Here is a 26,203-nt window from a genome sequence, read left to right as displayed (position 1 = left end):
CATGCCGTCCGAGCGAGAGGAACTGCTCCCTTGAGCCAGTACGTGTCCCGCATCGGCGGCAGCATCGGCGGCCGGTTCGCCGCGGCCCGTTCCGGCACCCGCCACGAGCCGCCGCGCCTGCGCCTGCCCGCCGCCGTCGGCGGCCACCGCAAGCCGCGCCGCGTCGCGATGCTCAGCGTGCACACCTCACCGCTGCACCAGCCCGGCACCGGCGACGCCGGCGGCATGAACGTCTACATCGTCGAGCTGGCCCGGCGCCTCGCCGCGATCAACATCGAGGTCGAGATCTTCACCCGGGCCACCACCGGCGGCCTGCCTCCCGTGGTCGAGCTCGCGCCCGGAGTCCTCGTACGGCACGTGGACGCGGGCCCGTACGAGGGCCTCGCCAAGGAGGAGCTGCCGGCCCAGCTGTGCGCCTTCACCCACGGCGTCATGCAGGCCTGGGCCGGCCACCGCCCCGGCTACTACGACCTGGTCCACTCCCATTACTGGCTCTCCGGCCACGTCGGCTGGCTCGCCGCCGAGCGCTGGGGCGTCCCGCTCGTGCACGCGATGCACACCATGGCCAAGGTCAAGAACGCGGCGCTCGCCGAGGGCGACACCCCCGAGCCCGCCGCCCGCGTCATCGGCGAGACGCAGATCGTCGACGCCGCCGACCGGCTCATCGCGAACACCGCCGAGGAAGCCGACGAGCTGGTCCGTCACTACGCGGCCGACCCCGGCAAGGTCGCCGTCGTCCACCCCGGCGTGAACCTCGACCGCTTCACCGTCGCCGACGGCCGCGCCGCCGCCCGCGCCCGCCTCGGGCTGCCGCAGGACGCCGTCATCCCGCTCTTCGCCGGCCGCATCCAGCCGCTCAAGGCCCCCGACATCCTGCTGCGTGCGGTAGCCGAGCTGGTGGACCGGGAGCCGGCGCTGCGCGGCCGGCTGTTCGTGCCCGTCGTCGGCGGGCCGAGCGGCAGCGGGCTCGCGAAGCCGGAGGGGCTGCAGAAGCTCGCCGCGAAGCTCGGCATCGCGGACCTCGTGCACTTCCATCCGCCGGTGGCGCAGGACGCGCTCGCGGACTGGTTCCGGGCGGCGTCCGTCCTGGTCATGCCCTCGTACAGCGAGTCCTTCGGGCTGGTCGCCATAGAGGCGCAGGCCACCGGCACGCCGGTGCTGGCCGCCGAGGTCGGCGGGCTCCCGGTCGCCGTCAACGACGGGGTGACGGGCATCCTCGTACCCGGCCACGATCCGGTCGACTACGCCCGCGAGCTACGGCGCTTCGTGGACGAGCCGGGGCTCTCGGACCGGATGGGCGCGGCGGCCGCGCGGCACGCGCAGTTCTTCGGCTGGGACACCGCCGCGAGCGGCACGGCCGACGTGTACACGGGAGCCATGCACGATCACCGCCGTCACGTACGCTCCCACCATGGCTGACGCTGACATCTGCGCGATCATCGAAACGACGCTGACCGGCGCGGAACTGAGCTGGGAGAGCCCGGATCCGGGCTCGTACGTGGTCCAGCTCCCCGGCACCCGCAAGCTGAGCACCACCTGCTCGCTCAAGGCCGGGAAGCACTCCCTGTCGGTCAACGCCTTCGTGATCCGCCACCCGGACGAGAACGAGGCCGGAGTCCACCGGTGGCTGCTGGAGCGCAACCTCAAGCTCTACGGCATGGCCTACGCGGTCGACGCGCTCGGCGACGTCTACCTGACGGCCCGCCTCCCCCTGTCGGTGATCACCCCCGACGATCTGGACCGGCTGCTCGGCACGGTCCTGGAGGCGGCCGACGGGGCGTTCAACACCCTGCTGGAGCTGGGTTTCGCGGGCGCGATCCGGCGGGAGTACGAGTGGCGGGTCTCGCGGGGCGAGTCCACGCGCAACCTGGACGCCTTCAAGCACCTGACGCAGCCGTCGGGGGCGGCGGCGAAGCCGGAGTAGGCGGGTCACGCCGCCGGAGTAGGCGGGTCAGGCCGCCGGAGCCACCGGATCCGTCGCCTTCGCCGGAGCGGTGACCTCCACGACCGCCTCCACCGGGCTCGCCACGTCCTGCGGAAGCCCCCGCATCAGCAGCCAGTAGCCCGCCGCCGCCACCGTGCCCAGGACCGCCGTCGCGCCCCACAGCCACGCCGCGCCGAAGTACTCGATCGAGAAGCCCGCCATCAGCGGCGCGATCAGCGAGGCCACCGCCCAGGACATCGTGTACATGCCCTGGTAGCGGCCGCGCCCGTGGACCGGGGAGAGCCGCGCGACCAGGCCCATCTGGGTCGGCGAGTTGATGATCTCGGCCAGCGTCCACACGCAGACGGTCAGCGCCAGGCTCCACACCGCGCCGCCGAAGGCCGTCAGCCCGAACCCGTACCCGGCCAGCAGCGCCGAGATCACCAGCAGCTTCTGCGGATCGCGGTGCTCGATGAACCGGGTGACCGGGATCTGCAGCAGCACGATCAGCACGCCGTTGACCCCGATGACGAGCCCGTAGTCGGCGGTGGAGAACCCGGCCGCGCCCATCGCGAGCGGCAGCCCGAACGAGCCCTGCATGAAGATCAGCGAGATCAGGAACGACAGCCCGACCACACCCATGAACCGCCCGTCCCGCAGCACCGTCCCCAGGCCGACCTCCGGCTCGGCGGCCGCCTTCTCCGCCTCCGTCTTCTCCGGCCGGGACTCCGGCAGCTTGAGGTAGACGAGCACCGCGCAGACCAGCGTCAGGGCCGCCTCGCCGAGGAACCCGGCCAGGTAGCTGTACTCCGCGACGAAGCCCGCCACGGTCGCGCTGACGGCGAAGCCGAGGTTGATGGCCCAGTAGTTCAGCGCGAAGGCCCGTACCCGGTCCTCCGGGCGGACGATGTCCGCCATCATCGCCTGCACCGCCGGCCGCGAGGCGTTGGAGGTCATGCCGACCAGCAGCGCCACCGCCGCGATCGCCGCCGGGTGCTCCATGAACCCGAGCAGCGCCACCGAGAACGCGGTCGACGCCTGCGCCACCATCAGCGTGGGCCGCCGGCCCAGCCGGTCCGTGAGCACCCCGGCGACGAGCGAGGACACCACACCGCCGAGCCCGTGCAGGGCCACCACAAGTCCCACGAAGGAGGCCGAATAGCCCCGCTCCAAGGTCAGGTACAAGGTCATGAATGTGGCGACGAAGGCCCCGAGCCTGTTGACCAGCGTGCTCGTCCAGAGCCACCAGAACTCCCGGGGCAGACCCGCCACGCTCTCGCGGGCGGCCCGTCTCACACTGGCAACGGACATACGGAATCCCCCCGGAGATGTAAGCGTCCCTCTACTCGATCGGACCCTACGGACCCGGGCCCTCCGGAGCCACTGGATTGACGGCTGCCGTCAATCGGGGGACCGTCCCACATGCCGTACACACCGCGCGCGGGGGGACGGGTGCGTCCATTAGGCTCGTACGCATGGCCGACGCACCGTACAAGCTGATCCTCCTCCGCCACGGCGAGAGCGAATGGAACGCGAAGAACCTGTTCACCGGCTGGGTGGACGTCAATCTCAACGAGAAGGGCGAGAAGGAGGCAGTCCGCGGTGGCGAACTCCTGAAGGACGCCGGACTTCTCCCCGACGTGGTCCACACGTCCCTCCAGAAGCGCGCGATCCGCACCGCGCAGATGGCGCTGGAGGCCGCCGACCGCCACTGGATCCCGGTCCACCGCTCCTGGCGCCTGAACGAGCGCCACTACGGCGCCCTCCAGGGCAAGGACAAGGCCCAGACCCTCGCCGAGTTCGGCGAGGAGCAGTTCATGCTGTGGCGCCGCTCGTACGACACCCCGCCGCCGGCTCTCGAAGACGGTACGGAGTTCTCGCAGTCCGGGGACCCGCGCTACGCCTCCATCCCGCCGGAGCTGCGCCCGCGTACCGAGTGCCTCAAGGACGTCGTCGTCCGCATGCTCCCGTACTGGTACGACTCGATCGTCCCGGACCTGCTGGACGGCCACACCGTCCTGGTCGCCGCGCACGGCAACTCCCTGCGCGCGCTGGTCAAGCACCTCGACGGGGTCTCCGACGCCGACATCGCGGGCCTGAACATCCCGACCGGCATCCCGCTCTCCTACGAGCTGGACGCCGACTTCAAGCCCCTCAACCCGGGCGGCACCTACCTCGACCCGGACGCCGCCGCGGCCGCCATCGAGGCCGTCAAGAACCAGGGCAAGAAGAAGTAGTACGAGTGACCGTGCCCCCGACCCGCGCACGCCGCGCGGATCGGGGGCATTCGTGCGGCTGAACCTGCCACGGGTAACCGGGCTCAGGCGCCGCCGGTGACGCCGGGGACGACGAAGCGCCTGTGCAGGGGGGAGATGGCCACCTGGGGGTCGCCCTGGGCGCCCAGTTCACCCTTGAGCACGGGTGTGATCCGGTCGGCGATGAACCGGGTGAAGTGGTCCTCGGACTCCCAGATGTCGTGCGCGTGGAAGCCGTCGTCGGCGAACCAGCAGGTGTGCAGCACCAACCCGGCCGGAACGTCCTCCTCCCAGCCCACTCGGGCGCGGGCGGCGTCGTACAACTCGGGTGTGAGCTCGGGCCATGCAAGGTTCATCGCGATTGCCACGGCGGTTTCTCCCAGTCACCTCGGGTGCCGCGGGCTGTGCGGCACGACATGACGACGCTAAGCAGGCAGGGAGGGCCGGGCACCTCGGAGCAGGCATTCGGACGCAGGACGGTGCGGGAGCGTCGCGGATCTGCTCACCGAGCTCAACGGCGCGGCCGCCACGTGAAGATCACGGTGCTCCTCAAGCGCTACCGCGCGCTGAAGCGGTGACTTCCGCCCCCGGCGCAGGTCACGGCGCGGGGCGGGGGAGCGGCCCCCGGTCCGCCGGGGCTCCCGGCGGGCGGGGCCGGGTCGCGCGCTCGGCGATCCTGCGGGCCATGTCCGCGCGCCGCGCCTCCGCGTTGCTGCCGTCGATCTGGCCTGCGAAGGCGCGGTACGCCGCGGCCACGAGCGCGTCCGGAGCGTTCGGGCGGGCGCGTGCGATGGCCCACAGGGCGTTCTCCGTCTGGGTGTCCAGCCCCGTCTCGGTGCGCACTCCGCGCCCCGACAGCACGTCCGTCAGGACGCTGTCGAAGTTGCGCCGCACCTGCTCCTTGCTGGGACGACCGGAGCGCACGGCCTCCTCCTCCTCGTAGGTACCGGTGCGAAGGGCCCCGGCCGACGGGGTGTCGGACGGGGCCCTTCGCGTACGGGTGACCAGGCGGGCGGCCTCAGCCGCCGCACTGGCAGGGGGCTCCGGACTGGCAGCCGCAGCCGCAGCCCGAGCCGCAGCCGCAGGCCGCGAGCAGGGGCAACCGCAGGCGCAGGCCCTCCGGGGGCTGCGCTTCCTGCTCCGGGGTGATGGGGACGGGGGAATCGGGCATGGATCCTCCTCGTAGGCGTTGTGCCTTCGCCCTCATTCATGCCCAGCCGGGCCCCCGCGTCAACGGCGCATTGGGGGCTCGTTGTTGATCCAGCCCCCGCCGGCCCTCCGGATCGGCTCAGACGCCCTCGACCTGCGTGGGGGCCTGGAGCTCGTCCGCGTGCTCGCCCGTCACCAGGTAGACCACGCGCTTGGCGACCGACACCGCGTGGTCCGCGAAGCGCTCGTAGTAGCGGCCCAGCAGCGTCACGTCGACCGCCGTCTCGATGCCGTGCTTCCAGCGGTCGTCCATCAGGTGCTGGAACAGCGTGCGGTGCAGCTGGTCCATCTCGTCGTCGTCCTGCTCCAGCTGGAGCGCCAGGTCGACGTCCTTCGTGATGATGACCTCGGCCGCCTTCGCCATCAGCCGCTGCGCGAGCTGCCCCATCTCCAGGATGGTCGCGTGCAGGTCGCGCGGGACCGCCGTGTCCGGGAAGCGCAGCCGCGCGAGCTTGGCCACGTGCTGCGCCAGGTCGCCGGAGCGCTCCAGGTCGGCGCTCATGCGCAGCGAGGTGACGACGATGCGCAGGTCGGTGGCGACCGGCTGCTGGCGCGCGAGCAGCGCGATGGCACGGGCCTCCAGGTCGTGCTGGAGGTCGTCGACCTTCTGGTCGGCGGCGATGACGCTCTCGGCGAGCTTCAGGTCGGCGTCGAGCATGGAGGTCGTGGCCCGCCCGATGGCGGAGCCGACCAGCCGGGCCATCTCGACCAGGCCTTCACCGATCGAGTCCAGTTCCTCGTGGTACGCGTCACGCATTCTCGTGTCCCTCTCTCGACCTACTACTGCCTACTGCGAGTACTGCCCGGGGCGCGGGCCGGTGCGGCCATCGGCCCCACGTTGCCACGGTGAACCCCGAACGCGACCGACTCCGGCACCACAAGTGAATCAGCACGGTCGTCAGGGTGAACTCTGGGCGACGACTGTTCGAGGTGCCACCCGAACGGCTGTGGAAGTGTCCCCCCGCCTGCTTAACCTGGAGTCATGGACGTGAACGCGGCGGTCGCCGCAGCTGCAGCGATCGCCGGTCTTTGCACCGGTGTGATCGCGATGCTGGCGTTCCGCTGGAGCGAGCGCGACCAAGCCCGCCCCACCCGGAGCTCCATGCGCCCCGACATCAACGCGGTGCTCCCACCGGGAGTGGACACCGTCCTCTCCGTGCTCCGCTCCTCCGCCGTCGTACTCGACGAGGGGGACGCGGTGGTCAAGGCCAGCTCGGCGGCATATGCCCTCGGCCTGGTCCGCGGCGGCAAGCTGGCCGTCGAGCCCATGCTCCACATGGCCCGCGACACCCGGCGCGACGGGGAGATACGCCAGGTCGAGCTCGACCTGCCCCGGCGCGGCACCGGCCGCGGCGAGGCGCTCGCCGTCTCGGCGCGCGTCGCCCCGCTCGGCTCCCGCCTGGTGCTCCTCCTCGTGGAGGACCTCACCGAGGCCCGCCGCATCGAGGCCGTACGCCGCGACTTCGTCGCGAACGTGTCGCACGAGCTCAAGACCCCGGTCGGCGCGATCTCCCTGCTCTCAGAGGCCGTCATGGACGCCTCGGACGACCCCGAGGCGGTGCACCGGTTCGCCGGCCGCATGCAGATCGAGGCAACCCGCCTGATCAACCTCGTACAAGAACTCATCGACCTCTCCCGGGTACAGAACGACGACCCCCTGGAGGACGCCGAGCCCGTCCGCGTGGACACCCTCGTGGCCGAGGCCATAGACCGGTGCCGCCACACGGCGTCCGCGAAGCAGATCACCATGGCCGCCGGCGGCACCGCCGACCTGCGGGTATGGGGGAACCGGGGGCAGCTGGCGGCCGCCCTCGGCAACCTGGTCGAGAACGCCGTCAACTACAGCCCCGCCCGCACCCGCGTCGGTATCGCCGCGCGCCGGGTCACCGCGCCGGGTGGAGACTTGATCGAGATAGCCGTGACCGACCAGGGCATCGGCATCCCGGAAAAGGACCGCGAGCGCATCTTCGAACGCTTCTACCGTGTGGACCCGGCCCGCTCCCGTGCCACGGGAGGAACCGGCCTGGGCCTTGCGATCGTGAAGCACGTAGCGGCTTCGCACGGCGGGGAGGTGTCGGTATGGAGCTCGGAGGGCCAGGGTTCCACGTTCACCCTGCGACTCCCCGAAGCGGCCGCGCCGGCCCCGGCGACGGCCTCCGCACCCGCCAACCCCCTGCTCGAACCTCACACCGCACCAGCCATCCCTGCCCCGGAGGTCCTTCCGTGACCCGAGTGCTCGTCGTCGAGGATGAGGAATCCTTCAGCGACGCCCTGTCCTACATGCTCCGCAAGGAGGGCTTCGAGGTCGCCATCGCCGCGACCGGGCCCGACGGGCTCGACGAGTTCGAGCGCAACGGCGCCGACCTCGTCCTCCTCGACCTGATGCTCCCCGGCCTGCCGGGCACGGAGGTCTGCCGGCAGCTCCGCGGCCGCTCCAACGTCCCCGTGATCATGGTGACCGCCAAGGACAGCGAGATCGACAAGGTTGTCGGGCTGGAGATAGGAGCCGATGACTACGTCACCAAGCCCTTCTCCTCGCGGGAGCTGGTCGCCCGCATCCGCGCGGTCCTGCGCCGCCGCGGCGAGCCGGAAGAGGTCACCCCGGCCGCCCTGGAGGCGGGCCCCGTCCGGATGGACGTCGACCGCCACGTGGTCACCGTCGCCGGAGGCAAGGTGGACCTCCCCCTGAAGGAGTTCGACCTGCTGGAGATGCTGCTGCGCAACGCGGGCCGCGTACTGACCCGCATGCAGCTCATCGACCGGGTCTGGGGCGCCGACTACGTCGGCGACACCAAGACCCTCGACGTCCACGTGAAGCGCCTGCGCGCCAAGATCGAGCCGGACCCGGGCGCACCCCGCTACCTGGTCACGGTCCGCGGCCTCGGCTACAAGTTCGAGCCGTAAGCCGTAGACGGCGGGTCCGTCCGGCCCGTCGCCGGTCGGAGGCCGGCGCAGCGTCCCGAAGCCCGGGAGGCCCCCTGGGGCCGAGCGGTGCGAGGGGCGCGTGTGGGAGGGGCTCGAGCCGTAAGCCGTAGACGCACGCACAGGAACGGCCCCCGTCCGCATCGAGCGGACGGGGGCCGTTCCCGTTGAGTACGGTGCCGCGTGCCTCAGTGGCCGGTGCCGGTGCCGGTGCCGGTGGACGCGGACCCGGACGGGGAACCCGACGGGCTGCCCGCGTGCGAGCCCGAGGGGGAGCCGGACGGCGAACCCGAGGGGGAGCCGGAGGGGGAGCTCGAGGGGCTGCCGGACGGGGTGGCGCCCGGGACGGCCGCGGCTGCGGTCGCGCCGTAGCCCGCGTACATGCCGGTGGCCGGGACGACGAAGCCTTCCAGCTCGACGTCGCCCGTGGTGCTCAGCTGGAAGACGATCTTCTGGACGTTGCCGTCCACGATGGAGTCCCCGCCCGCGATCGCGGCGGAGGCGTTGCCCTTGCCGCCCAGGACGACGGAGCCGCCGGCCGGGATGACCACCTTGGAGCCGCTGCCCGCGGGCTTCAGCGTCACGATGGCCTTGCCGCCCGGAAGGGTGATGGCGTCGAGCGTCTGCTCCTTGGTGCCGGTGTTGAACACCGTCGCGGAGACCGCGGCCGGGCCCTTCTTGTCCTTCTCCTGGGTGATCACCAGAGCGTTCTGGATCTTGATGTCGCCCTTGGTGGTGGCGGCATTGTCCGGCTTGACCTGGAGAGTCGGCGCGTCGCTGCCCGCGGCGCAGGCGCCCAGCGAGACGATCGAGAACGCGACGGCGGTGGCGGCGAGGGCGCCGCGTCGAAGGCTGCGGCTCACGGGGGAGGCAACTCCTTGGACGTACGGAACGGAAGGGTGGACGCCTCGGAGCGGCGAAGTAAAGCCGCTCTAAGGATGTGTCAGCGCGCTTAGGTTACCGAGCCGCCGCCCTGCCCCCGCACCCGACCCTCCGCAGTGTGGGACCGGGCCCTCCACGGGGTTCGGCCCCCGCACCTGCGGCTCCCGCCGCGGTCCCGCCGGGGCCGGGTGATCTTTCATTCGCAAAAGACCCGCGCGCAAAGGCCGGCGCGGCTCCGGTGATCAATTTCCGGATTTCATCGAACACCGCCGGGTGATCAATTCCGGATTGGGCCGGAACGGACCCCGTACGGGTGGCCGCCAGTCGAACGGAGTAGTTCGGTTTCCCGCACTGGAAACCGTCAAAACGGGACGTACGACACATCGTCGGGGCTCCCGGGCAGGTGTAACGTAGCCGTTTCGCCTGGTCCGCACAGCGCCTCCGACCTGCGAAGACCCCCTTCCGGAAGCCTCCCGCAGCACGTTCCTGTCGCTGTTGTCAAGCCCTGAGATGGGCCCTGACCTGCGAAAACGCCATTCATAACGGTCGATTCTCGTGTTACCCTGGATAGCCACGGAAGGGGTACCTGTCACATGACGTTCAAGGTTGGCGACACCGTGGTCTATCCCCATCACGGGGCCGCGCTGATCGAGGCTATCGAAACTCGCCAGATCAAAGGCGTGGACAAGACCTACTTGGTGCTCAAGGTCGCTCAGGGCGACCTGACCGTTCGTGTGCCTGCGGACAATGCGGAGTTCGTCGGCGTTCGCGACGTAGTCGGCCAGGACGGGCTGGACCGGGTCTTCGAGGTGCTTCGCGCACCGTACGCAGAAGAGCCGACGAACTGGTCCCGGCGCTACAAGGCAAATCTGGAAAAGCTCGCTTCTGGCGATGTCATCAAGGTCGCCGAAGTTGTGCGTGACCTGTGGCGTCGTGAGCGTGAGCGCGGGCTTTCCGCGGGCGAGAAGCGCATGCTCGCGAAGGCGCGCCAGATCCTGGTGAGCGAGCTCGCGCTCGCCGAAAACACCAACGAGGACAAGGCCGAGGCCCTCCTCGACGAAGTGCTCGCGTCCTGACGCGATCATTCGTACGCTCTGTCGTACACAGTTGTGCCGCGGTGCCCGATGACAAGGTGACTTGTTGCCGGGCGCTGCGGCATGTCTGGACCCATGCCTGTATCGCTACTGCCTGCACTCACTGGCGTGCCGGGTCCGGGCAGCCGACTCGACCGGTCGTCACGGAAGGGGCGAGGGCGTCGCACCCGGCACCCTTCAGGCCATACCCATGTCGGCCGAAGTCACAAACCTGGCTCGGAGCTACTGATGTCTGACGAATCGCGCCCGCACCGCACCGCCGCGGTGATCCCGGCCGCCGGCCGCGGGGTCCGTCTCGGTCCCGGCGCCCCCAAGGCCCTGCGGACCCTGGGCGGCACCCCCATGCTCATCCACGCCGTACGCGCCATGGCGCGCTCCCGCGCGGTCGCCCTCGTCGTCGTCGTGGCGCCCCCCGCCGACACCACCGAGGTGCGCCGGCTGCTCGACGAGCACGCGCTGCCCGAGCGCACGGAGATCCTGGTCGTCCCCGGCGGGGAGACCCGGCAGGAATCCGTACGCGCCGGCCTGGCCGCCCTCCCGGCCGACATCACCGCCGTCCTCATCCACGACGCGGCCCGCCCCCTGGTCCCCGTGGACACCGTCGACTCCGTCGTCGAGGCCGTCCGCGACGGCGCACCCGCCGTCGTCCCCGCCCTCCCGCTGGCCGACACCGTCAAGGAGGTCGAGCCCGGCGAGCCCGGCGAGCCCGAGCCGGTCGTCGCCACCCCCGTACGGGCCCGGCTGCGCGCCGTACAGACCCCGCAGGGCTTCGACCTCGCCACGCTCCGCCTCGCGCACGAGAAGATTGCCGTGAACGGCGAGGGCGCCACGGACGACGCCGGCATGGTCGAGCAGCTCGGCGTCACCGTCGTGGTGGTCCCCGGCCACGAAGAGGCCTTCAAGGTCACCCGCCCGCTCGACCTGGTCCTCGCCGAGGCCGTACTCGCCCGCCGGAGGGCCACCGATGCGTACTAGCTCCGCAGGTTTCGAGGAGTCCGCGGGGGCGGGCGCCGGTTCTGCGGCTCCGGCCGAAGCCGTCGTCCGGTCCGCCGCCGCCCCGGCCGCGGGTGACGGCGGGCAGGCCGCCGCCCCCGGCCCCGTCATCCCGCTCGTCGGCATCGGCACCGACGTGCACGCCTTCGAGACCGGCCGCGAACTGTGGTGCGCCGGCCTGCTCTGGGAGGGCGAGGACGGCCTCGCCGGGCACTCCGACGGGGACGTCGCCGCGCACGCCGCCTGCGACGCCCTCTTCTCCGCCGCCGGCGTCGGCGACCTCGGCGCGCACTTCGGCACCTCCCGCCCCGAGTGGTCCGGCGCCGCCGGAGTCACCCTCCTGGCCGAAGCCGCCCGCATCGTCCGCGCCGAGGGCTTCGAGATCGGCAACATCGCCGTCCAGGTGATCGGCGTACGCCCGAAGATCGGCAAGCGGCGCGAAGAGGCGCAGAAGGCGCTCGCCGCCGCCGCGGGCGCCCCCGTCTCCGTCTCGGGCACCACCACCGACGGACTGGGGCTCACCGGCCGCGCCGAAGGCCTCGCCGCCATCGCCACGGCCCTCGTCTACCGGACGAACCGGGCTTAGGGGGTGTTTCCCGGATCTCCGCGGCGTCCGTGGAGATCCGGGAAACACCCCTAATACCCCGTACGCCCACACCGCTCCCGCGGCTCTTCGACAACAAAGCGGGCCCCGCGTGCCGAAAGGGTCGCGGGGCACTGCTACAGGCGCACTACCCTGGATGCCGTGACTATTCGCCTGTACGACACCAGCGCCCGGCAGATCCGTGACTTCACCCCGCTCGTTCCGGGCTGCGTCTCGATCTACCTCTGTGGCGCCACCGTGCAGGCGGCTCCGCACATCGGGCACGTCCGCTCGTACCTGAACTTCGACATCGCGCGCCGCTGGTTCACCTACCGCGGGCTCGACGTCACCTTCATCCGCAACGTCACCGACATCGACGACAAGATCATCGCGAAGGGCGAGGCCCAGGGCCGCCCCTGGTGGTCCATCGGCTACGAGAACGAGCGCGCCTTCAACGACGGCTACAACGCGCTGGGCTGCCTCCCGCCCACGTACGAGCCGCGCGCCACCGGCCACGTGCCCGAGATGATCGAGATGATGCGCGGGCTCATCGAGCGCGGCCACGCCTACGTCGCCGACGGCAGCGTCTACTTCGACGTGCGCTCCTTCCCCGGCTACCTGGAGCTCTCCAACCAGGACATCGACGACCTGCGCCAGCCCGCCGAGTCGGGCATCACCGGCAAGCGCGACCCCCGCGACTTCGCCATGTGGAAGGCCTCCAAGCCGGGCGAGCCCGACTGGGAGACCCCGTGGGGCCGCGGCCGTCCCGGCTGGCACCTGGAGTGCTCCGCGATGGCGCACAAGTACCTCGGCAGCGCCTTCGACATCCACGGCGGCGGGCTCGACCTGATCTTCCCGCACCACGAGAACGAGATCGTCCAGGCCAAGGCCTACGGCGACGAGTTCGCGAAGTACTGGATGCACAACGCCTGGGTCACCCTCTCCGGCGAGAAGATGTCCAAGTCGCTCGGCAACTCCGTCCTCGTGTCCGAGATGCTGAAGGTCTGGCGCCCGATCGTGCTGCGCTACTACCTCGGCACCCCGCACTACCGCTCGATGATCGAGTACAGCGTGGAGTCCCTGCGCGAGGCCGAATCCGGCTTCGCGCGCATCGAGGGCTTCATCCAGCGCGTCATCGAGAAGGCCGGCGGCGCCGTCGAGCCCGCCGCCGAGGTCCCGCCCGCCTTCGCCGAGGCCATGGACGACGACCTGGGCGTCCCGCAGGCGCTCGCGATCATCCACACCACCGTCCGCCAGGGCAACAGCGCACTCGCCGCCGACGACAAGGACGCGGCCATCGCGCGCCTGTCGGAGGTCCGGGCCATGCTGGGCGTCCTCGGCCTCGACCCCCTCGACCCGCACTGGGTGGGTGAAGCCGATCGCGGCGAGGACCTCCACGGAGCCGTGGACACCCTCGTACGCCTGGTCCTGGAGCAGCGCGAATCGGCGCGCGCCCGCAAGGACTGGGCCACCGCCGACGCCATCCGCGACCAGCTCCAGCAGTCGGGCCTGGTCATCGAGGACAGCCCCACCGGACCCCGATGGACGCTCGGCCCCCGCTGAGCCCACCGGCGCAGTCCCACTGGCGCACTCAGATTGGGCCGCCCGGCGATCCGGGCGGCACACTCTTCATACGTACATACCGCAGCACCAACGAAAACAGGTAGAGGTCATGGCCGGGAACAGCCAGCGCAGGAACCGCCGCACGTCCAACAAGAAGGGCGCGACGGTCGGCAGCGGTGGCCAGCGGCGCAAGGCCCTGGAAGGCAAGGGCCCCACGCCCAAGGCCGAGGACCGCAAGAAGCACAAGGCCAACCGCATCAGCAACGCCATGGCCCGCCAGGCGGCCAAGCGCCGCCCGGCGCCGCGCCGCGGCGGCCCCAAGGGCACCAGCGAGATGGTCGTCGGCCGCAACCCGGTCTTCGAGGCGCTGCGCGACGGCGTGCCGGCCGTCACCCTGTACGTACAGCAGTTCATCGACAACGACGAGCGCGTCCGCGAAGCCCTCCAGCTCGCGGCCGAGCGCGGCAACATCAACCTGATGGAAGCCCCGCGCCCCGAGCTCGACCGGCTGACCAACGGCCTCAACCACCAGGGCCTGGTCCTCCAGGTCCCGCCGTACGAGTACGCGCACCCGGAGGACCTCACCGCCGCCGCGTACGAGAACCACGAGGACCCCCTCATCGTCGCCCTCGACGGCGTCACCGACCCGCGCAACCTCGGCGCGATCGTCCGCTCCGTCTCCGCCTTCGGCGGCCACGGCGTGGTCATCCCCGAGCGCCGCGCCGCCGGCATGACCGCCGGTGCCTGGAAGTCCTCGGCCGGCACCGCCGCCCGTACCCCGGTCTCGCGCGTCACCAACCTGACCCGCGCCATCCAGGAGTACAAGAAGGCCGGCATCACCGTCGTCGGCCTCGCCGCCGAGGGCACCCACGAGGTCCACGAGCTCGAAGCGCTCGGCGGCCCCGTCGTCATCGTCGTCGGCTCCGAGGGCAAGGGCCTCGGCCGCCTCGTCGGCGAGAACTGCGACTACCTCGTGCGCATCCCGATGCCGGGCGGCGCCGAGTCGCTCAACGCCGGTGTCGCAGCGGGCGTCGTCCTCTACGAGGCCTCCCGCCGCCGCGCCACCCGCGGCCGCGCCTGAGCAGCACCGGCACCCGCATGAGCAGCGGCGCCTGAGCACCACCGCGGCCGCCGCTTGATCCACTTGGCTCACCGGACGTGACCCGTGAGCGTGCCACCCCGCCCCCTACCGGCGGGGTGGCTTGATTTGACGGGTCTCGGACACATCCCTGATGTCAAGGCAGTGTCCTAAACACTCATCACTCGGTTAGATGAGTGTGGACACCAGAACGCCAGGGTTCGACGACCAGCCCGCGCTGAGCATGGTCAAGGTGCCGTGCGACCCCGCACAGGTCATCGTCAACCACGCCAGCTTCCGCGTGCGGCTCGCTCCGAGCCCCAGCGCGCGTCCCAGGCCCGCGGGCGCCCCCGGGCTCGCCCCGGCACTCGGCGGGGCCCTCGCGGCCGCCGGAGCCGGCGCCGTCCGCCGCCGGCCCGTCGTCTGGAGCGGCAAGTCCGCCCCCGGCGACGCCGCCGCCAGCGCCGCCATGGGCGGCCTGCTCCAGGCCGTACGCGAGCACGGGCGCGGCCACGACGAGTACGACGGCGGAGCCACCCAGGTCATCCCGCGCATCGACCTCGCCCACGACCTCGCGGACGACACCCTCGCCACCCCGACCGTCATCGGCCAGCGCAGCTACGGCGACGCCGAAGACACCCGCACGCAGCCCGCAGTGGGAGGCCTCCCCCACGGGGCCTACGACGCCGCGCACCCGGAAGCCACCGGATCCGCGGAGTCCCACCGGGCCCAGAGCGACGCCCGCGCGCAGGCCTCGTACTACCCCGGCCGCCGCATGAACCTTGGCGTCGTGCTGCTCCCGCTGCGCGTCTTCCTCGGCTTCATCTCCATCTACGCCGGCATGGGCAAACTGTGCGACCCCGTCTACTTCGACGGCGGCGAGCGCGGCTCCATGGTCACCTGGCTGCAGACCCTGCAGCCCTGGGCCCTCGCCGAACCGCTGCGCGACTTCGCGCTGGCCCACCCGGTCGGCGCCGGGCTCAGCGTGGCCTTCCTCCAGGTCATCGTGGGCGTGCTGACGGTCTTCGGCCTGTGGCAGCGGTTCGCCGCCTGCTTCGGCGCCCTGCTGTCCGCCGCGCTCCTGATGACGGTGAGCTGGAAGACCGTCCCCGCCTACGACGCCCCCGACATCATCTACCTCGCCGCCTGGAGCCCGCTGATCATCGCCGGCGCCCCCGTCTACTCCCTGGACGGCCGCCTCGCGAGCGAGGCCTGGCGCACCCTGGGCCCGCGTTCCGAAGTCTGGCGGCTGCGCCGCCGGGTCCTGCGCCGCGGAGCCGTCATGGCCGGCGTCATCTGCGGACTCACCCTGCTCATCGGCTCGCTCCTCGGCGGCGCCGTCCGCTCCACCACCGTGGTCACCGTGCCCGGACCCGGCGAAGCCCCGAGCAACTACCTGCCCGGGCGGCCCCTGCCGCGCACCCCGCAGCAGCAGCCCGTGAGCCCCAAGCCCTCGAAGCCGGCCGCACAGCCCTCGGCCGGAGCCTCCTCGCCGGCCGCCAAGTCCGGGCGCAGCACCGCCGGTTCGACCTCCCCGACGGCCGGCTCCGGCTCGCCCACCGCGACCCGCGGCACCACCAGCGGCAGCCAGACCCCGCGCAGCACCCCCCGCCAGTCCACCCCGCAGAAGCCCCCGGCCAGCTCCACGGGAACGGGCAGCGGCGGCTCCACCGCGGGGACGGGAAGCACCGCGCCGCAGAAGCCCGACCTGCTGGGCGGACTCCTCGGAGGCTGACAGGCGCCCCACGAAGGCGAAGGGCCCGGCACGCGAGGGGGCGGTTTCTTGCGGTCGTCGCAACACGTGGTCGGTTTGATCAGGCCGCGAGGAGTTTATGCAGGCGCTCGGCTGGGGTTTCCCAGTCGAGCGTTTTGCGTGGGCGGCCGTTGAGCTGGGCGGCGACGGCGTCGAGGTGGTCGCGGGTGTGGGCCGAGAGATCGGTTCCCTTGGGGAAGTACTGACGCAGCAGCCCGTTCGTGTTTTCGTTGGAGCCACGCTGCCAGGGACTGGCCGGGTCGCAGAAGAAGACCGGGACGTCGGTGGCGATGGTGAAGGAGCGGTGCGAGGCCATCTCGGAGCCCTGGTCCCAGGTCAGGGACCGCTTGAGGTGGGAGGGCAGGGTCTGGACCGTGGCGATGAGCGCGTCGCGGACGTGTTCGGCGCTGCGGCCGTCTGGCAGGTGCAGGAGCATGACGTAGCGGGTGGCGCGTTCGACGAGCGTGCCGATCGCCGAGCCGCCGTCCTTGCCGATGATCAGATCGCCTTCCCAGTGACCGGGCACCGCCCGGTCTGCCGCTTCCGCGGGCCGCTCGCTGATCATGACCATCGGGTCGGTGAAGCGGGGCTGTCGGGAGTTCGCCTGGCGGTGGGGTCTGCGGCGGGCACGGCCACTGCGCAGGGCGCCGGCGAGCTCGCGCCGTAGCTCTCCGCGTCCTTGGACGTAAAGAGCCTGGTAGACGGTTTCGTGGACCACGTGCATCTCCGGCCGGTCGGGGAAGGTTCTGCGCAGAGCCTGGCAGATCTGTTCCGGGCTCCACCGCTGGTCCAGGCCCGCTTGGACGGCTGCTCGCAGTTCGGGGTTCTGGCCGATCTTGGACGGTTTGGGGCGGGGGCGGCGGGCATCGGCGCGGGCCTGGGCCGCGTGGGGCCGGTACTGGCCGCCCACCGGGTGCCGGTTGCGGCGGATCTCCCGGCTGACGGTGGAGGGGCTGCGGCCCAGTTCTGTTGCGATCGCCCGGACGGTGGCCTTCTCCCGCAGCCGGTCGGCGATGTGTATGCGGTCGGCCTCGCACAGGTACCGCGGGGAAACGGGAGGCGGCACCACCGCGTGTATCGGTGGTGCCGCCTTGTTCCCGCCGGACTGGTTACGTCCGTTGCGCCAGCGTCTGCCGGTCTTCGGGTTGATCCCGACGATCCGGCACGCTTCCTCGTTGTTCAGGCCTCGCCGCATGAGCTGCGAGTATGCCGCCCGCTCCGCAGAGAGCTTCCTGGCTCCCTGCGGCTTCCGGTCCCCCCGGATCTTGAAGTCCATCGCACCCCTTGAACTGGGGTGTTGCAACGACTCCTAGAACCCAAGGAGCGTGCCGGGCCTTCTTCGTGCGCGGGGCCGCCAGGGGCCCGTAGGGGCCTGTACGGGCGCCTGTGGGCCCGTACAGGCGGGGAGAGGCGCTACGGGGCGTTCTGCGCGGCCAACTCCCGTGCCACCTCGGTCAGGTCCTTCGCCGTGTCGATCGCCCGCCAGTAGGCCCCCTGGGGCAGCGGGAAGCCCGCCAGGCGCCGCTCGCGGGCCAGGCGCGGGAACGTCGTACGCTCGTGGTCGCCCAAGTCCGGCAGCAGCGCGGCGAATTCGGGCCCGAAGACGTACACGCCGGCATTCACCGGGTACGGCGACTGCGGCGCCTCGATGAAGTCCAGTACGTGCCCGTACTCGTTGATCTCCACCACCCCCCACGGAATGCGCGGCCGGGCCAGCGCGAGCGTGGCCGTGGCGCCGCGTTCGGCATGGAAGGCGGCCATCTCGCGCAGCGAGAAGCGGGTCCACACATCCCCGTTGGTCGCGTACCAGGACCGGTCGGGGTGCGGAAGGTGCCGGGCGGCGTACTTCAGACCACCGCCCCGGCCCAGCGGCTCGTCCTCCACGACGGTTGTCACCCGCAGCGGCAACGGGGCCTCGGCCAGCCACTCCTGGAGCACCTCCGCGAGGTGTCCGCACGAGACCACCGCGTCCGTCACCCCCTCGGAGGCCAGCCACGCGAGCTGGTGCCCGATGATCGGCATCCCCGTTCCGGGAATCTCCACCATCGGCTTGGGACGGTCGTCCGTATAAGGCCGCAGCCGCGAACCCTGACCCCCCGCCAGGACAACCGCCTGGGTCGGGGAAGCCGGGAACGCGGCCGCGTGGAGTCGGTCGGAACGCTCGGAATCGGTCATGTTCGTTGTATCCGGGTGCTGAAGGGCGTGCGGCGGCGGCCGTCAGCCCATGGAGGCGACGCCGGACGCGTACGAGGTGTCGCACACCGGCCGCGCGAACGACTGGGCCTTCGTGGGCCCGTAGGCGTCCACCGCGGCCCTCCCGAGGGCGCGCGCGATCCCCACGCAGTGCTCGGCGAGCGACGGCCGCCGGTCGACCTCCTGCTGGAGGTGGGTGAGGACGTCACCCGGCTGCTCGCCCTGCTGGATCTCGCTCAACAGCTTGTCGCGCAGCACGTCCTGGGCGGCGAGCGGCTTCGCGGGGACGGAGACGTCCTCGGCGGACGCGGTCAGGATCTGGGAGGGGGTGTTGTCCGCCCAGGGGACCATGGTGACCGCGAGGGTCCCGGACAGGACCAGGACGACGGGCAGGACCAGGGCGAGGGATCGGCCGATACGGCGGGCAGTGTGGGTCACGAGGGCGAGAGTAGCGCTCGGTGAAGATATGGCGACATTTAGTCACCCGGTCGGGGGATGGTTCGACGTGGCTTTTCGAATTAAGGGTTGACGCTTGGGGCCGAATGGCCCGATCTGCCGGAACTCGCGCCGGAGGGGCGCCCCTTGACGGGACGCCCCTCCGGTGGGTTCAGCGTGTGCGGGTACGGCGCGTGCGGGTACGGCTCCTGCGCGACGGGTCAGCCGGACAGGCGGGCACCGGAGGACGTCGAGAAGACGTGGATCTCCGAAGCGCGCGGCACCACGTGGAGCGTGGAGCCCTTCTCCGGCACCTGGCGGCCGTTCACGCGCACCACGATGTCCTGCGAGCCCTCGGAGTGCGAGGTCGAGCCGTAGACGTAACCGTCGGCGCCCAGCTCCTCGACGACGTTCACGGTGATGGTCAGACCGCCCGTGTCACCGATGTCGAAGTGCTCCGGACGCACGCCCACCGTGACCGTGCGGTCGCCCGCGTCGGCCGCGGCGGACAGGGCCTCGCGCGAGACCGGGACCACGCTCTCGCCGAACTTCACGCCGCCGTCGGCGATCGGGACCTCGACGAGGTTCATCGCAGGCGAGCCGATGAAGCCGGCGACGAACAGGTTCGCCGGACGGTCGTACATGTTGCGCGGGGTGTCGACCTGCTGCAGCAGACCGTCCTTCAGGACCGCGACGCGGTCGCCCATCGTCATCGCCTCGACCTGGTCGTGGGTGACGTAGACGGTGGTGATGCCCAGGTCGCGCTGGAGCGCCGCGATCTGCGTACGCGTGGACACGCGGAGCTTGGCGTCGAGGTTCGACAGCGGCTCGTCCATGAGGAACACCTGCGGCTTGCGCACGATCGCGCGGCCCATCGCGACGCGCTGGCGCTGACCGCCCGAGAGCGCCTTCGGCTTGCGGTCGAGGTACTGGGTCAGGTCCAGCATCTTCGCCGCGTCCTCCACCTTCCGGCGGATGGTGGCCTTGTCCTCGCCGGCGATCTTGAGCGCGAAGCCCATGTTGTCGGCCACGGACATGTGCGGGTAGAGCGCGTAGTTCTGGAACACCATCGCGATGTCCCGGTCCTTGGGCGGCAGGTGCGTGACGTCGCGGTCACCGATGCGGATGGCACCGCCGTTGACGTCCTCCAGACCGGCCAGCATGCGCAGCGAGGTGGACTTGCCGCAGCCGGAGGGGCCGACGAGGACGAGGAACTCGCCGTCCGCGATCTCCAGCTCCAGCTGGTCCACAGCAGGCTTGTCGCCGCCGGGGTACAGACGGGTCGCCTTGTCGAAAGTGACAGAAGCCATGGTGATGAATCCCTTCTACCGGCAGGAACGTGCCGGACGATCCGAGTGGAAGGTCTAGTCCAGTGACCTGGACTCGGCCCGACGCTACCCGCCCGAACCGCTCCTGTCAGCACCTGGGCCGGGGTGACTTCCCCGACGTCCCGAGATCTGTCCCCGACCGCCCCGGGCGGCTGTCAGAGGCGGCTGCTTTGATCGCGCCCATGACCATCTACGAGGTGACCCGCGGGCTGCCCGACATCGAGACGCTGCGCGACCGCTGCCGGGCGCTGGCGGCGCTGGAACTGGTGATCAGCGGCGACGAGGACGACGGCTACTTCTCCTACGACCCGGCGTGGGGCCCCGGCGAGGAGGCGGCGCTGATGGACAACGGCTCCGGCGACGACTACGCGATCGTCTTCACGGCGGACGGGGTCTTCGGGCACGGCTTCGACCACGAGTCGGTGATGAGCCCGTGGGCGGACACCGACCAGGCGGACGTGTGGCCGGGCCTGACCGACGGCATACCGGAGGCCTTCCGGCCGTACCTGACGGAGCCGGCGTTCTGCGTGGACGGCGTGCTCAACGCGACCGCCGTCTTCTGGCGCGAGACCGCCGACGCGCAGTGGCGCGCGGGCAAGGTGGAATTCCCGGAGGGCACGTCCGACCCGGACGGCGCGGACTACCTCTTCGAACTGCTCGTGGCGGGCACCCCGGAGGCCTACCGCGACTTCGCCGAGGACTACTACGAGACGGACCTCCCCCTGGAGGCGATCCGCCACGTGTGGGAGCTGCGCCCGCTCACCCAGGAGGTCGTGCACGCCCTCAACCCGGGCCTGCCCCTGGAGGCGGTGGGGCCGCGGGTGGTGCGGGCGGGGTATCCGGGGGTTTGACGGTGGGCAGAGCGCCAGATTTTTGACCTGCTGAGGGCCAGAGCAGCACACTTTTGACCCCAGTGCCGCCCTCACGAGCGGCGCTTCCTGTTTCACCGCCCGCTGCCGTCTGGTGCAGCCCTGAGGGATGCACCAGACGGTCTTACACAGACTCCACAGGCATGAAGACCGACGGCCCGTCGGCCTGTTGCTCAGCTACGGCCTACGCGGCCGTGACGCACTCGGGTAGCTCAGACGCACGGATGACCGCGGGCGGGGTTCTGCCGGGCGGCAGCGCCATTGCCACCGACCAGTACAACCGCAGCCCCTCGTCGCGGAGGTTCACAGCGGCATTCCCGTCACGATCGTGAGCAACCCCGCAGGCGGCGCACGTCCATGTCCGGACGGACAGGTCGAGCTGCTCGCCCTTGGTGTGGCAGGAGGAGCAACGCCGGGTCGAGGGGAAGAACCGGTCGACGACGACCAGGGTGCGTCCGTACCAGGCCGCCTTGTAGCGGAGCATCTCGAGGAGCATGCCCCACGAAGCGTCGGTGATGGCGTTCCTCAGCTTCGGCGAGCGCAGGAGGTTCGCAACGGCCAGGTCTTCCACCACGAGCACTTGGTTCTCGCGCACGAGGCGGGTGGTGAGCTGGTCGAGGGCGTCTCTGCGTACATCACTGATCAACGCGTACAGCCTGGCAATCTTCACGCGCGCCTTGCCGCGGTTGTTCGATCCCTTCCGCTTCCGGTGCAGCTCCTTCTGGAGCCGGGCCGGCTTCTTCGCGTACTTCTTCAGCAGCCGCGGGTGGTCCACGGTGCTGCCGTCGTCCAAGGTGACCAAGGCTGCCAGTCCGAGGTCGATTCCGACGGCCTTCGGAGCATCCGTGCCCTGAGCCAAGGCGGTGGGGAGTCGAGGAATCCGCTCTTCCACGAGGGCGTAGAGGAAGAAGCGGCCGGCGCGGTCACGGATCACCGTCAGTTTCACCGGTGTGACACCGGCGGGCAGGGGGCGGGACCACCGCACGTCCAGCGGTTCCGTCTGCTTCGCCAAGGAGATGAGCCCGGTGCCCGGCCGCTCGGGGTCCTCGCGCCAGCGGAAGCCGGTACGGACGTAAGTCGCCGAGTCCCGTGAGCGGTGCTTGCGCTTCGGCTTCGGGTACTTTGCCGTGCCCCTGAAGAAGCGGGTGAACGCGGAGTCGAGGTGGCGTAACGCTTGCTGGAGCACGGTCGAAGACACATCTTGGAGCCACGGGGTCTCCGGGGCCCGGCGCCAGCCGGTCAGCGCGCGGGAGGTCTCGGCGAAGCCGAGGGAGAGGCTGTGCTCGTCCCATGCCTTCACTCGGAGTGCAAGGCCCTCGTTGTAGACCCAACGGCAGGCGCCGAACGTCTGCAGCAACTGCTTGGCCTGTGCGTCGGTGGGGTAGAAGCGGTAGCGGTACGCCCGCTGTTGCGTACCCGGCTCCTTCGCCCGGCTCGTGATCGGTTTGGCGGCGCGCTGCTGGTGCTTGCGCTGATCCGGGATGCCTAGGACCTCGCGCTTGAGGCGCTTGGCCTCGGCGCCTACGACGCGCTTCCTCTGCTCCGCGGCTTCGGCCACGAACCCTCCCACCCCTACGGTCCGATAGTCGGACGTGTACTCCAGTACCAAGAACGAACGGGTGGGCGAGGGGTTGCGGACGCCGGAAAGTTCTTCGCGGCGGGGTCTGGCGGCTGTGTAGAGTGAAGGCGATTCTGCGCGCTGTGCAGTGTCACGTGTGCCGCCTTAGCTCAGTTGGTAGAGCGCCGCCCTTGTAATGCGAAGGTCGTCGGTTCGATTCCGACAGGCGGCTCTAATTCCAGGTCAGAGGCTTGTTGGCCAGGTTGAGTCGAACAGAAGCGGAAGGCCCCGGGTGATCACCCGGGGCCTTTTTGCGTGCCGTCAGTGCCGGCCCGAGATGCGGTCCGCCAGGCGGGCCAGCGGGGTTGTGGTGGGGGTGTGGGTGGTGGATTCGCGGCGGTCGGCCTCGCGGTAGGCGGCGTAGAGGGCCTGGACGCCGAGCCAGCGGAAGGGTTCCGGCTCCCAGCGGCGGACGCGGTGGTTGACCCAGGGGAGGGTGGTGAGGTCGGTCTTGTCGCCGAGGACCAGGTCGCGGAGGGTGCGGGCCGCGAGGTTGGCCGTGGCTACGCCGGAGCCCACGTAGCCGCCGGCCCAGCCGAGGCCCGTGGTCGCGTCGAGGGTGACCGTGGCGCACCAGTCGCGGGGGACGCCCAGGACGCCCGACCAGGCGTGGGTGATCTCGACTCCCGTGAGGGCCGGGAAGAAGGATTCGAGGAGGCGGGTGAGGGCCGTGATCGTGGCGGGCTGGGTGCGGCCGTCGTTGTCCGTGCGTGAGCCGTAGCGGTAGGGGACGCCGCGGCCGCCGATGGCGATGCGGTCGTCGGCCGTGCGCTGGGCGTACATGTAGGCGTGGGCCATGTCGCCGAGGGTGGCGGCGTCGGACCAGCCGAGTTGGGACCAGACCTCGGGCGGGAGCGGGGCCGTGGCGATCATCGAGGAGTTCATCGGGAGCCAGGAGCGCTTCTGGCCCTTGAGGGCGGCGGTGAAGCCCTCCGTGCAGCGCAGGACGTACGGGGCGCGGACCGTGCCGTACGGGGTGAGGGCGCGGCGCGGGGCGATCTCCGTGACGGGGGTGGACTCGTGGATGACGACGCCGAGGCGTTCGCAGGCCGCCGCCAGGCCCTTGACCAGCTTCAGGGGGTGGATGCGGGCTCCGTGCGGGGTCCAGGAGGAGCCCACGGCGTCCGCGATGTTGATGCGGGCGCGGGTGTCGGTGGCGTCGTAGAGCTCGCGGTCCGTTTCGCCGAAGGCGAGTTCGGCGGTGTGGAAGGCCTTGAGGCGGGAGAGCTGGGCGGGGGTGCGGGCCACTTCGAGGACTCCGCCGCGGTGGATGTCGGCGTCGATGCCTTCCTTGGCGGCGGTGTCGATGACCTCGGTGACGGTCTCGTTCATGGCGTGCTGGAGGCGTTGGGCGGCCGGGCGGCCGTGGAGGGTGGCGTAGCGGTCGCGGCCGGCGATGCCGTTGTAGAGCCAGCCGCCGTTGCGGCCGGAGGCCCCGTAGCCGCAGAACTTCTGCTCCAGGACGGTGACGCGCAGGTCGGGGGCGGCGGTCTTGAGGTAGTACGCGGTCCACAGGCCGGTGTAGCCGCCGCCGACGATGACGACGTCGGCCGTGGTGTTGCCGGTGAGCGGGGCGCGGGGTGGGTGGGCGGGGGCGGTCTCGTCCGTCGCGTACCAGAAGGAAATTCCGCCGTTGATCGTCATGGAGGAGTTGGTACACGGGGTTCCGGAGGGGTGTCCAGGGGCGGGATGTCGGGTTTCGGGGGCTGAGAGGTGGCCGAATGGCTGATGTGGGTGGTCTGGTCTCGTCCTTAGGGTGGGGCGGGGATTTTGTCAGGTTTTTGGGTGAGAGGTGCTGGTTCATATGGCACGGGTTGTGGTGGCCGGGCGGCTGGTCGCGGCGGTCGCGTCCGTGGCCCTGTTGGGCGGGGCGGTCGTCGGCTGCGGGTCTGGGGAACAGAAGGCCGTGGCCGTCTCCGAGGTTCCGGTCCGGATCAGCCCGATCGCCGACCAGCTCGCGGGGCTGCCCGCGGCGGTGGACGGGGCGAAGATCGTCGTGGGGAAGCCGGACGCGCCGCGTACGGCACAGGTGCTGGTGGACCCCAAGTGCGGCCACTGCGCGCGGTTCGAGGAGGCCGGCGGAGAATCGCTGCTGAGGCTGGCGGTGGCCGGGCAGGTGAAGATCGAGTACCTGTTGGCCTCGTTCTTGGACCAGGGCGGGGCGAGCGGTTCGGTCAAGGCGGTCAACGCGCTGCGCGCGTCGGTGGACGCGGGGAAGTTCGCGGAGTTCCACGCGGCGGTCTTCGCCGGCCAGCCCGAGGGGAAGTTCACCGACGAGCTGCTCCTGAAGATCGCGGACCGGGTGCCGGGGCTGCGCGGGGCGGAGTTCGACGCGGCGGTGAGGGACGGGAAGTACGAGGGGTGGGTCGCCGAGGCCGAGAAGGGCTTCGAGGCGACGGGTGCGCAGGCGACGCCGATGGTGTTGGTGGAGGGGAAGCCGGTCGGGTCGAGGGACGGGTCGCTGTTCGACGCGGGCGCGTTCACGCGGGCGTTGAAGGGCGCCGGGATCGGGGCCTCCGCTTAGGGGCTGTGGGCCTAGGGTCGGGCCATGGACGGTGTGACGGCGGGTGTGGGCAAGGGGTGGCCGGGCGGGTCGGGCGGTGGGTTCGGTGGGGTTCCCGAGCCGTTCGTGCGGGCGCAGGTGCGTGACAACGGTGTGGCCGGGCGGGAGTTCGTCGATGCGCTGCCCGCGCGGGTGGCTGACTTCCTGGAGCGGTGGGAGCTACGGGTGACCGGGCCCGGGATGTACGGGGTGACGGCCCTGGTGCTGCCGGTGGTGCGGGCCGACGGGACGGCGGCGGCGCTGAAGCTGCCGGCGCTGGACGAGGAGAACGCGGGGGAGGCGCTCGCGCTGCGCGCGTGGGCCGGGGAGGGCTGCGTACGGCTGCTGGCGGACGATGCGGAGACCGGCACGCTGCTGCTGGAGCGCCTTGACGAGGGCAGGCACCTGTCGGCGCTGGCCGTACGGGATTCCAGGCGGGCGGTGGAGCTCGTCGGCGGGTTGCTGGCCCGGCTGACGGCGGTCCCGGCGCCGGCGGGGCTGCGGCGGCTCGGGGACGTGGCGGCGGAGATGCTGGAGGCGGTGCCGGGTGCGCTGGCGCAGCTGGCGGAGGGCCGGGAGCGGGGGCTGGTCGCGGACTGCGCGGCGGCGCTGGCGGAGGTGGCGGGGGAGCCGGGGGACCGGCTGCTGCACTGGGACCTGCACTACGACAACGTTCTGGCGGGCGGGCGCGAAGCGTGGCTGGCCATCGATCCGAAGCCGCTCGCGGGTGATCCGGGGTTCGAGCTGCTGCCGGCGCTGGTCAACAACTTCCGTGCCCGGGAGGTGCGGTGGCGCTTCGAGTCGCTCGCGGAGGCGCTGGGGGCGGACCGGGAGCGGGCGCGGGCGTGGACGCTGGGTCGGGTGCTGCAGAACTGCCTGTGGGACGTGGAGGACGGGGACCGGCCGGCGGCGGTGCAGTTGAGGGTCGCGGAGTCGCTGCTGGGGTGAGGCGGGGCGGGGTG

26 protein-coding genes and 1 tRNA gene are annotated in these 26,203 nt (G+C 71.2%); 15 read left to right on the top strand and 12 right to left on the bottom strand.

Features of this window, described 5'->3' with window-relative positions; translation table 11 throughout:
- The first annotated feature begins 30 nt into the window (after positions 1-30).
- Both mshA and AC061S_RS37990 read left to right on the top strand, forming a co-directional pair.
- Positions 31-1,419, top strand: coding sequence for a D-inositol-3-phosphate glycosyltransferase (mshA, locus tag AC061S_RS37995; protein WP_478690430.1), 1,389 nt, complete (start codon positions 31-33; stop codon positions 1,417-1,419).
- On the top strand, positions 1,412-1,924 hold the full coding sequence (locus tag AC061S_RS37990; protein ID WP_478690429.1) for a type III secretion system chaperone family protein: 513 nt from the start codon (positions 1,412-1,414) through the stop codon (positions 1,922-1,924). The genes mshA and AC061S_RS37990 overlap by 8 nt, the downstream gene beginning before the upstream one ends.
- A 27-nt stretch (positions 1,925-1,951) precedes the next feature.
- Here the strand turns inward: AC061S_RS37990 and AC061S_RS37985 are convergent, their stop codons facing one another.
- Positions 1,952-3,235 carry an MDR family MFS transporter gene (locus AC061S_RS37985; RefSeq protein WP_478690428.1) on the bottom strand — a complete coding sequence of 428 codons (1,284 nt, stop codon included), beginning with the start codon at positions 3,233-3,235 and terminating at the stop codon, positions 1,952-1,954.
- A gap of 164 nt (positions 3,236-3,399) precedes the next feature.
- Here AC061S_RS37985 and AC061S_RS37980 point away from each other — a divergent pair, with 164 nt between their 5' ends.
- A complete protein-coding gene (locus tag AC061S_RS37980; protein WP_403717052.1) occupies positions 3,400-4,161 on the top strand; it encodes a phosphoglyceromutase in 762 nt (253 codons plus the stop codon).
- A gap of 83 nt (positions 4,162-4,244) precedes the next feature.
- Here the strand turns inward: AC061S_RS37980 and AC061S_RS37975 are convergent, their stop codons facing one another.
- The 4 genes from AC061S_RS37975 to phoU form a co-directional block, all read right to left on the bottom strand.
- Positions 4,245-4,547, bottom strand: coding sequence for a hypothetical protein (locus tag AC061S_RS37975; protein WP_478690427.1), 303 nt, complete (start codon positions 4,545-4,547; stop codon positions 4,245-4,247).
- 229 nt (positions 4,548-4,776) lie between these two features.
- A complete protein-coding gene (locus AC061S_RS37970; protein ID WP_478690426.1) occupies positions 4,777-5,103 on the bottom strand; it encodes a hypothetical protein in 327 nt (108 codons plus the stop codon).
- Positions 5,104-5,197: 94 nt separating this feature from the next.
- Positions 5,198-5,350, bottom strand: coding sequence for a hypothetical protein (locus AC061S_RS37965; protein WP_243339483.1), 153 nt, complete (start codon positions 5,348-5,350; stop codon positions 5,198-5,200).
- Between the two features lie 117 nt (positions 5,351-5,467).
- Complete coding sequence (phoU, locus tag AC061S_RS37960) at positions 5,468-6,145, bottom strand: phosphate signaling complex protein PhoU (protein WP_030858619.1); 678 nt, start codon at positions 6,143-6,145, stop codon at positions 5,468-5,470.
- Positions 6,146-6,370: 225 nt separating this feature from the next.
- On the opposite strand from phoU, the gene phoR reads away from it, so the two are divergent.
- Positions 6,371-7,615, top strand: a complete 1,245-nt coding sequence (phoR, locus tag AC061S_RS37955) for a two-component system sensor histidine kinase PhoR (RefSeq protein ID WP_478690425.1) — start codon at positions 6,371-6,373, stop codon at positions 7,613-7,615.
- Positions 7,616-7,620: 5 nt separating this feature from the next.
- Entirely contained in the window at positions 7,621-8,292 is a 672-nt protein-coding gene (gene phoP / locus AC061S_RS37950; protein WP_465270294.1) for a two-component system response regulator PhoP, read from the top strand.
- Between the two features lie 206 nt (positions 8,293-8,498).
- Here phoP and AC061S_RS37945 read toward each other — a convergent pair whose 3' ends face one another.
- Positions 8,499-9,173, bottom strand: coding sequence for a DUF461 domain-containing protein (locus AC061S_RS37945; RefSeq protein ID WP_478690424.1), 675 nt, complete (start codon positions 9,171-9,173; stop codon positions 8,499-8,501).
- 612 nt (positions 9,174-9,785) lie between these two features.
- Between AC061S_RS37945 and AC061S_RS37940 the strand changes: the two genes are divergently transcribed.
- From AC061S_RS37940 to AC061S_RS37915, 6 genes are all read left to right on the top strand, one after another.
- Complete coding sequence (locus tag AC061S_RS37940; protein WP_003953493.1) at positions 9,786-10,268, top strand: CarD family transcriptional regulator; 483 nt, start codon at positions 9,786-9,788, stop codon at positions 10,266-10,268.
- A gap of 246 nt (positions 10,269-10,514) precedes the next feature.
- The gene (gene ispD / locus AC061S_RS37935) at positions 10,515-11,261 is read left to right on the top strand and encodes a 2-C-methyl-D-erythritol 4-phosphate cytidylyltransferase (RefSeq protein WP_478690423.1); all 747 of its coding nucleotides are present in this window, start codon (positions 10,515-10,517) and stop codon (positions 11,259-11,261) included.
- Entirely contained in the window at positions 11,251-11,865 is a 615-nt protein-coding gene (gene ispF, locus AC061S_RS37930) for a 2-C-methyl-D-erythritol 2,4-cyclodiphosphate synthase (protein WP_478690422.1), read from the top strand. The genes ispD and ispF overlap by 11 nt, the downstream gene beginning before the upstream one ends.
- A 159-nt stretch (positions 11,866-12,024) precedes the next feature.
- Positions 12,025-13,425, top strand: a complete 1,401-nt coding sequence (cysS, locus tag AC061S_RS37925; protein WP_478690421.1) for a cysteine--tRNA ligase — start codon at positions 12,025-12,027, stop codon at positions 13,423-13,425.
- Between the two features lie 109 nt (positions 13,426-13,534).
- Positions 13,535-14,506, top strand: coding sequence for a 23S rRNA (guanosine(2251)-2'-O)-methyltransferase RlmB (rlmB, locus tag AC061S_RS37920; protein WP_327253530.1), 972 nt, complete (start codon positions 13,535-13,537; stop codon positions 14,504-14,506).
- A gap of 190 nt (positions 14,507-14,696) precedes the next feature.
- Positions 14,697-16,238 (top strand): DoxX family protein, encoded by a 1,542-nt coding sequence (locus AC061S_RS37915; protein WP_478690420.1) that lies wholly within the window; start codon positions 14,697-14,699, stop codon positions 16,236-16,238.
- Between the two features lie 79 nt (positions 16,239-16,317).
- Here AC061S_RS37915 and AC061S_RS37910 read toward each other — a convergent pair whose 3' ends face one another.
- The 4 genes from AC061S_RS37910 to AC061S_RS37895 form a co-directional block, all read right to left on the bottom strand.
- Positions 16,318-17,532 (bottom strand): IS30 family transposase, encoded by a 1,215-nt coding sequence (locus AC061S_RS37910; protein WP_478690419.1) that lies wholly within the window; start codon positions 17,530-17,532, stop codon positions 16,318-16,320.
- A 137-nt stretch (positions 17,533-17,669) separates the two neighbouring features.
- Entirely contained in the window at positions 17,670-18,431 is a 762-nt protein-coding gene (locus AC061S_RS37905; RefSeq protein ID WP_478690418.1) for a nucleotidyltransferase family protein, read from the bottom strand.
- A gap of 42 nt (positions 18,432-18,473) precedes the next feature.
- A complete protein-coding gene (locus AC061S_RS37900) occupies positions 18,474-18,887 on the bottom strand; it encodes a hypothetical protein (RefSeq protein ID WP_478690417.1) in 414 nt (137 codons plus the stop codon).
- A gap of 218 nt (positions 18,888-19,105) precedes the next feature.
- Positions 19,106-20,194 (bottom strand): ABC transporter ATP-binding protein, encoded by a 1,089-nt coding sequence (locus AC061S_RS37895; protein ID WP_478690416.1) that lies wholly within the window; start codon positions 20,192-20,194, stop codon positions 19,106-19,108.
- Between the two features lie 200 nt (positions 20,195-20,394).
- Here AC061S_RS37895 and AC061S_RS37890 point away from each other — a divergent pair, with 200 nt between their 5' ends.
- A complete protein-coding gene (locus AC061S_RS37890; RefSeq protein WP_478690415.1) occupies positions 20,395-21,063 on the top strand; it encodes a hypothetical protein in 669 nt (222 codons plus the stop codon).
- Positions 21,064-21,265: 202 nt separating this feature from the next.
- Here the strand turns inward: AC061S_RS37890 and AC061S_RS37885 are convergent, their stop codons facing one another.
- Positions 21,266-22,639 carry an RNA-guided endonuclease InsQ/TnpB family protein gene (locus AC061S_RS37885; RefSeq protein ID WP_478690414.1) on the bottom strand — a complete coding sequence of 458 codons (1,374 nt, stop codon included), beginning with the start codon at positions 22,637-22,639 and terminating at the stop codon, positions 21,266-21,268.
- 159 nt (positions 22,640-22,798) lie between these two features.
- Here AC061S_RS37885 and AC061S_RS37880 point away from each other — a divergent pair.
- Positions 22,799-22,871: transfer RNA gene (locus AC061S_RS37880), tRNA-Thr, on the top strand.
- Between the two features lie 89 nt (positions 22,872-22,960).
- Here the strand turns inward: AC061S_RS37880 and AC061S_RS37875 are convergent.
- Positions 22,961-24,343, bottom strand: coding sequence for an NAD(P)/FAD-dependent oxidoreductase (locus AC061S_RS37875; protein WP_478690413.1), 1,383 nt, complete (start codon positions 24,341-24,343; stop codon positions 22,961-22,963).
- Between the two features lie 160 nt (positions 24,344-24,503).
- On the opposite strand from AC061S_RS37875, the gene AC061S_RS37870 reads away from it, so the two are divergent.
- Together AC061S_RS37870 and AC061S_RS37865 are read left to right on the top strand one after the other, a co-directional pair.
- Entirely contained in the window at positions 24,504-25,223 is a 720-nt protein-coding gene (locus tag AC061S_RS37870) for a DsbA family protein (protein WP_478690412.1), read from the top strand.
- Positions 25,224-25,247: 24 nt separating this feature from the next.
- The gene (locus AC061S_RS37865; protein WP_478690411.1) at positions 25,248-26,189 is read left to right on the top strand and encodes an aminoglycoside phosphotransferase family protein; all 942 of its coding nucleotides are present in this window, start codon (positions 25,248-25,250) and stop codon (positions 26,187-26,189) included.
- The last annotated feature ends 14 nt before the right edge of the window (positions 26,190-26,203 follow it).

The organism is Streptomyces sp. CA189 (genome assembly GCF_056428985.1).
Note: the sequence above shows the minus strand (reverse complement) of the source record. Positions and strands in the feature narration are given on the sequence as shown.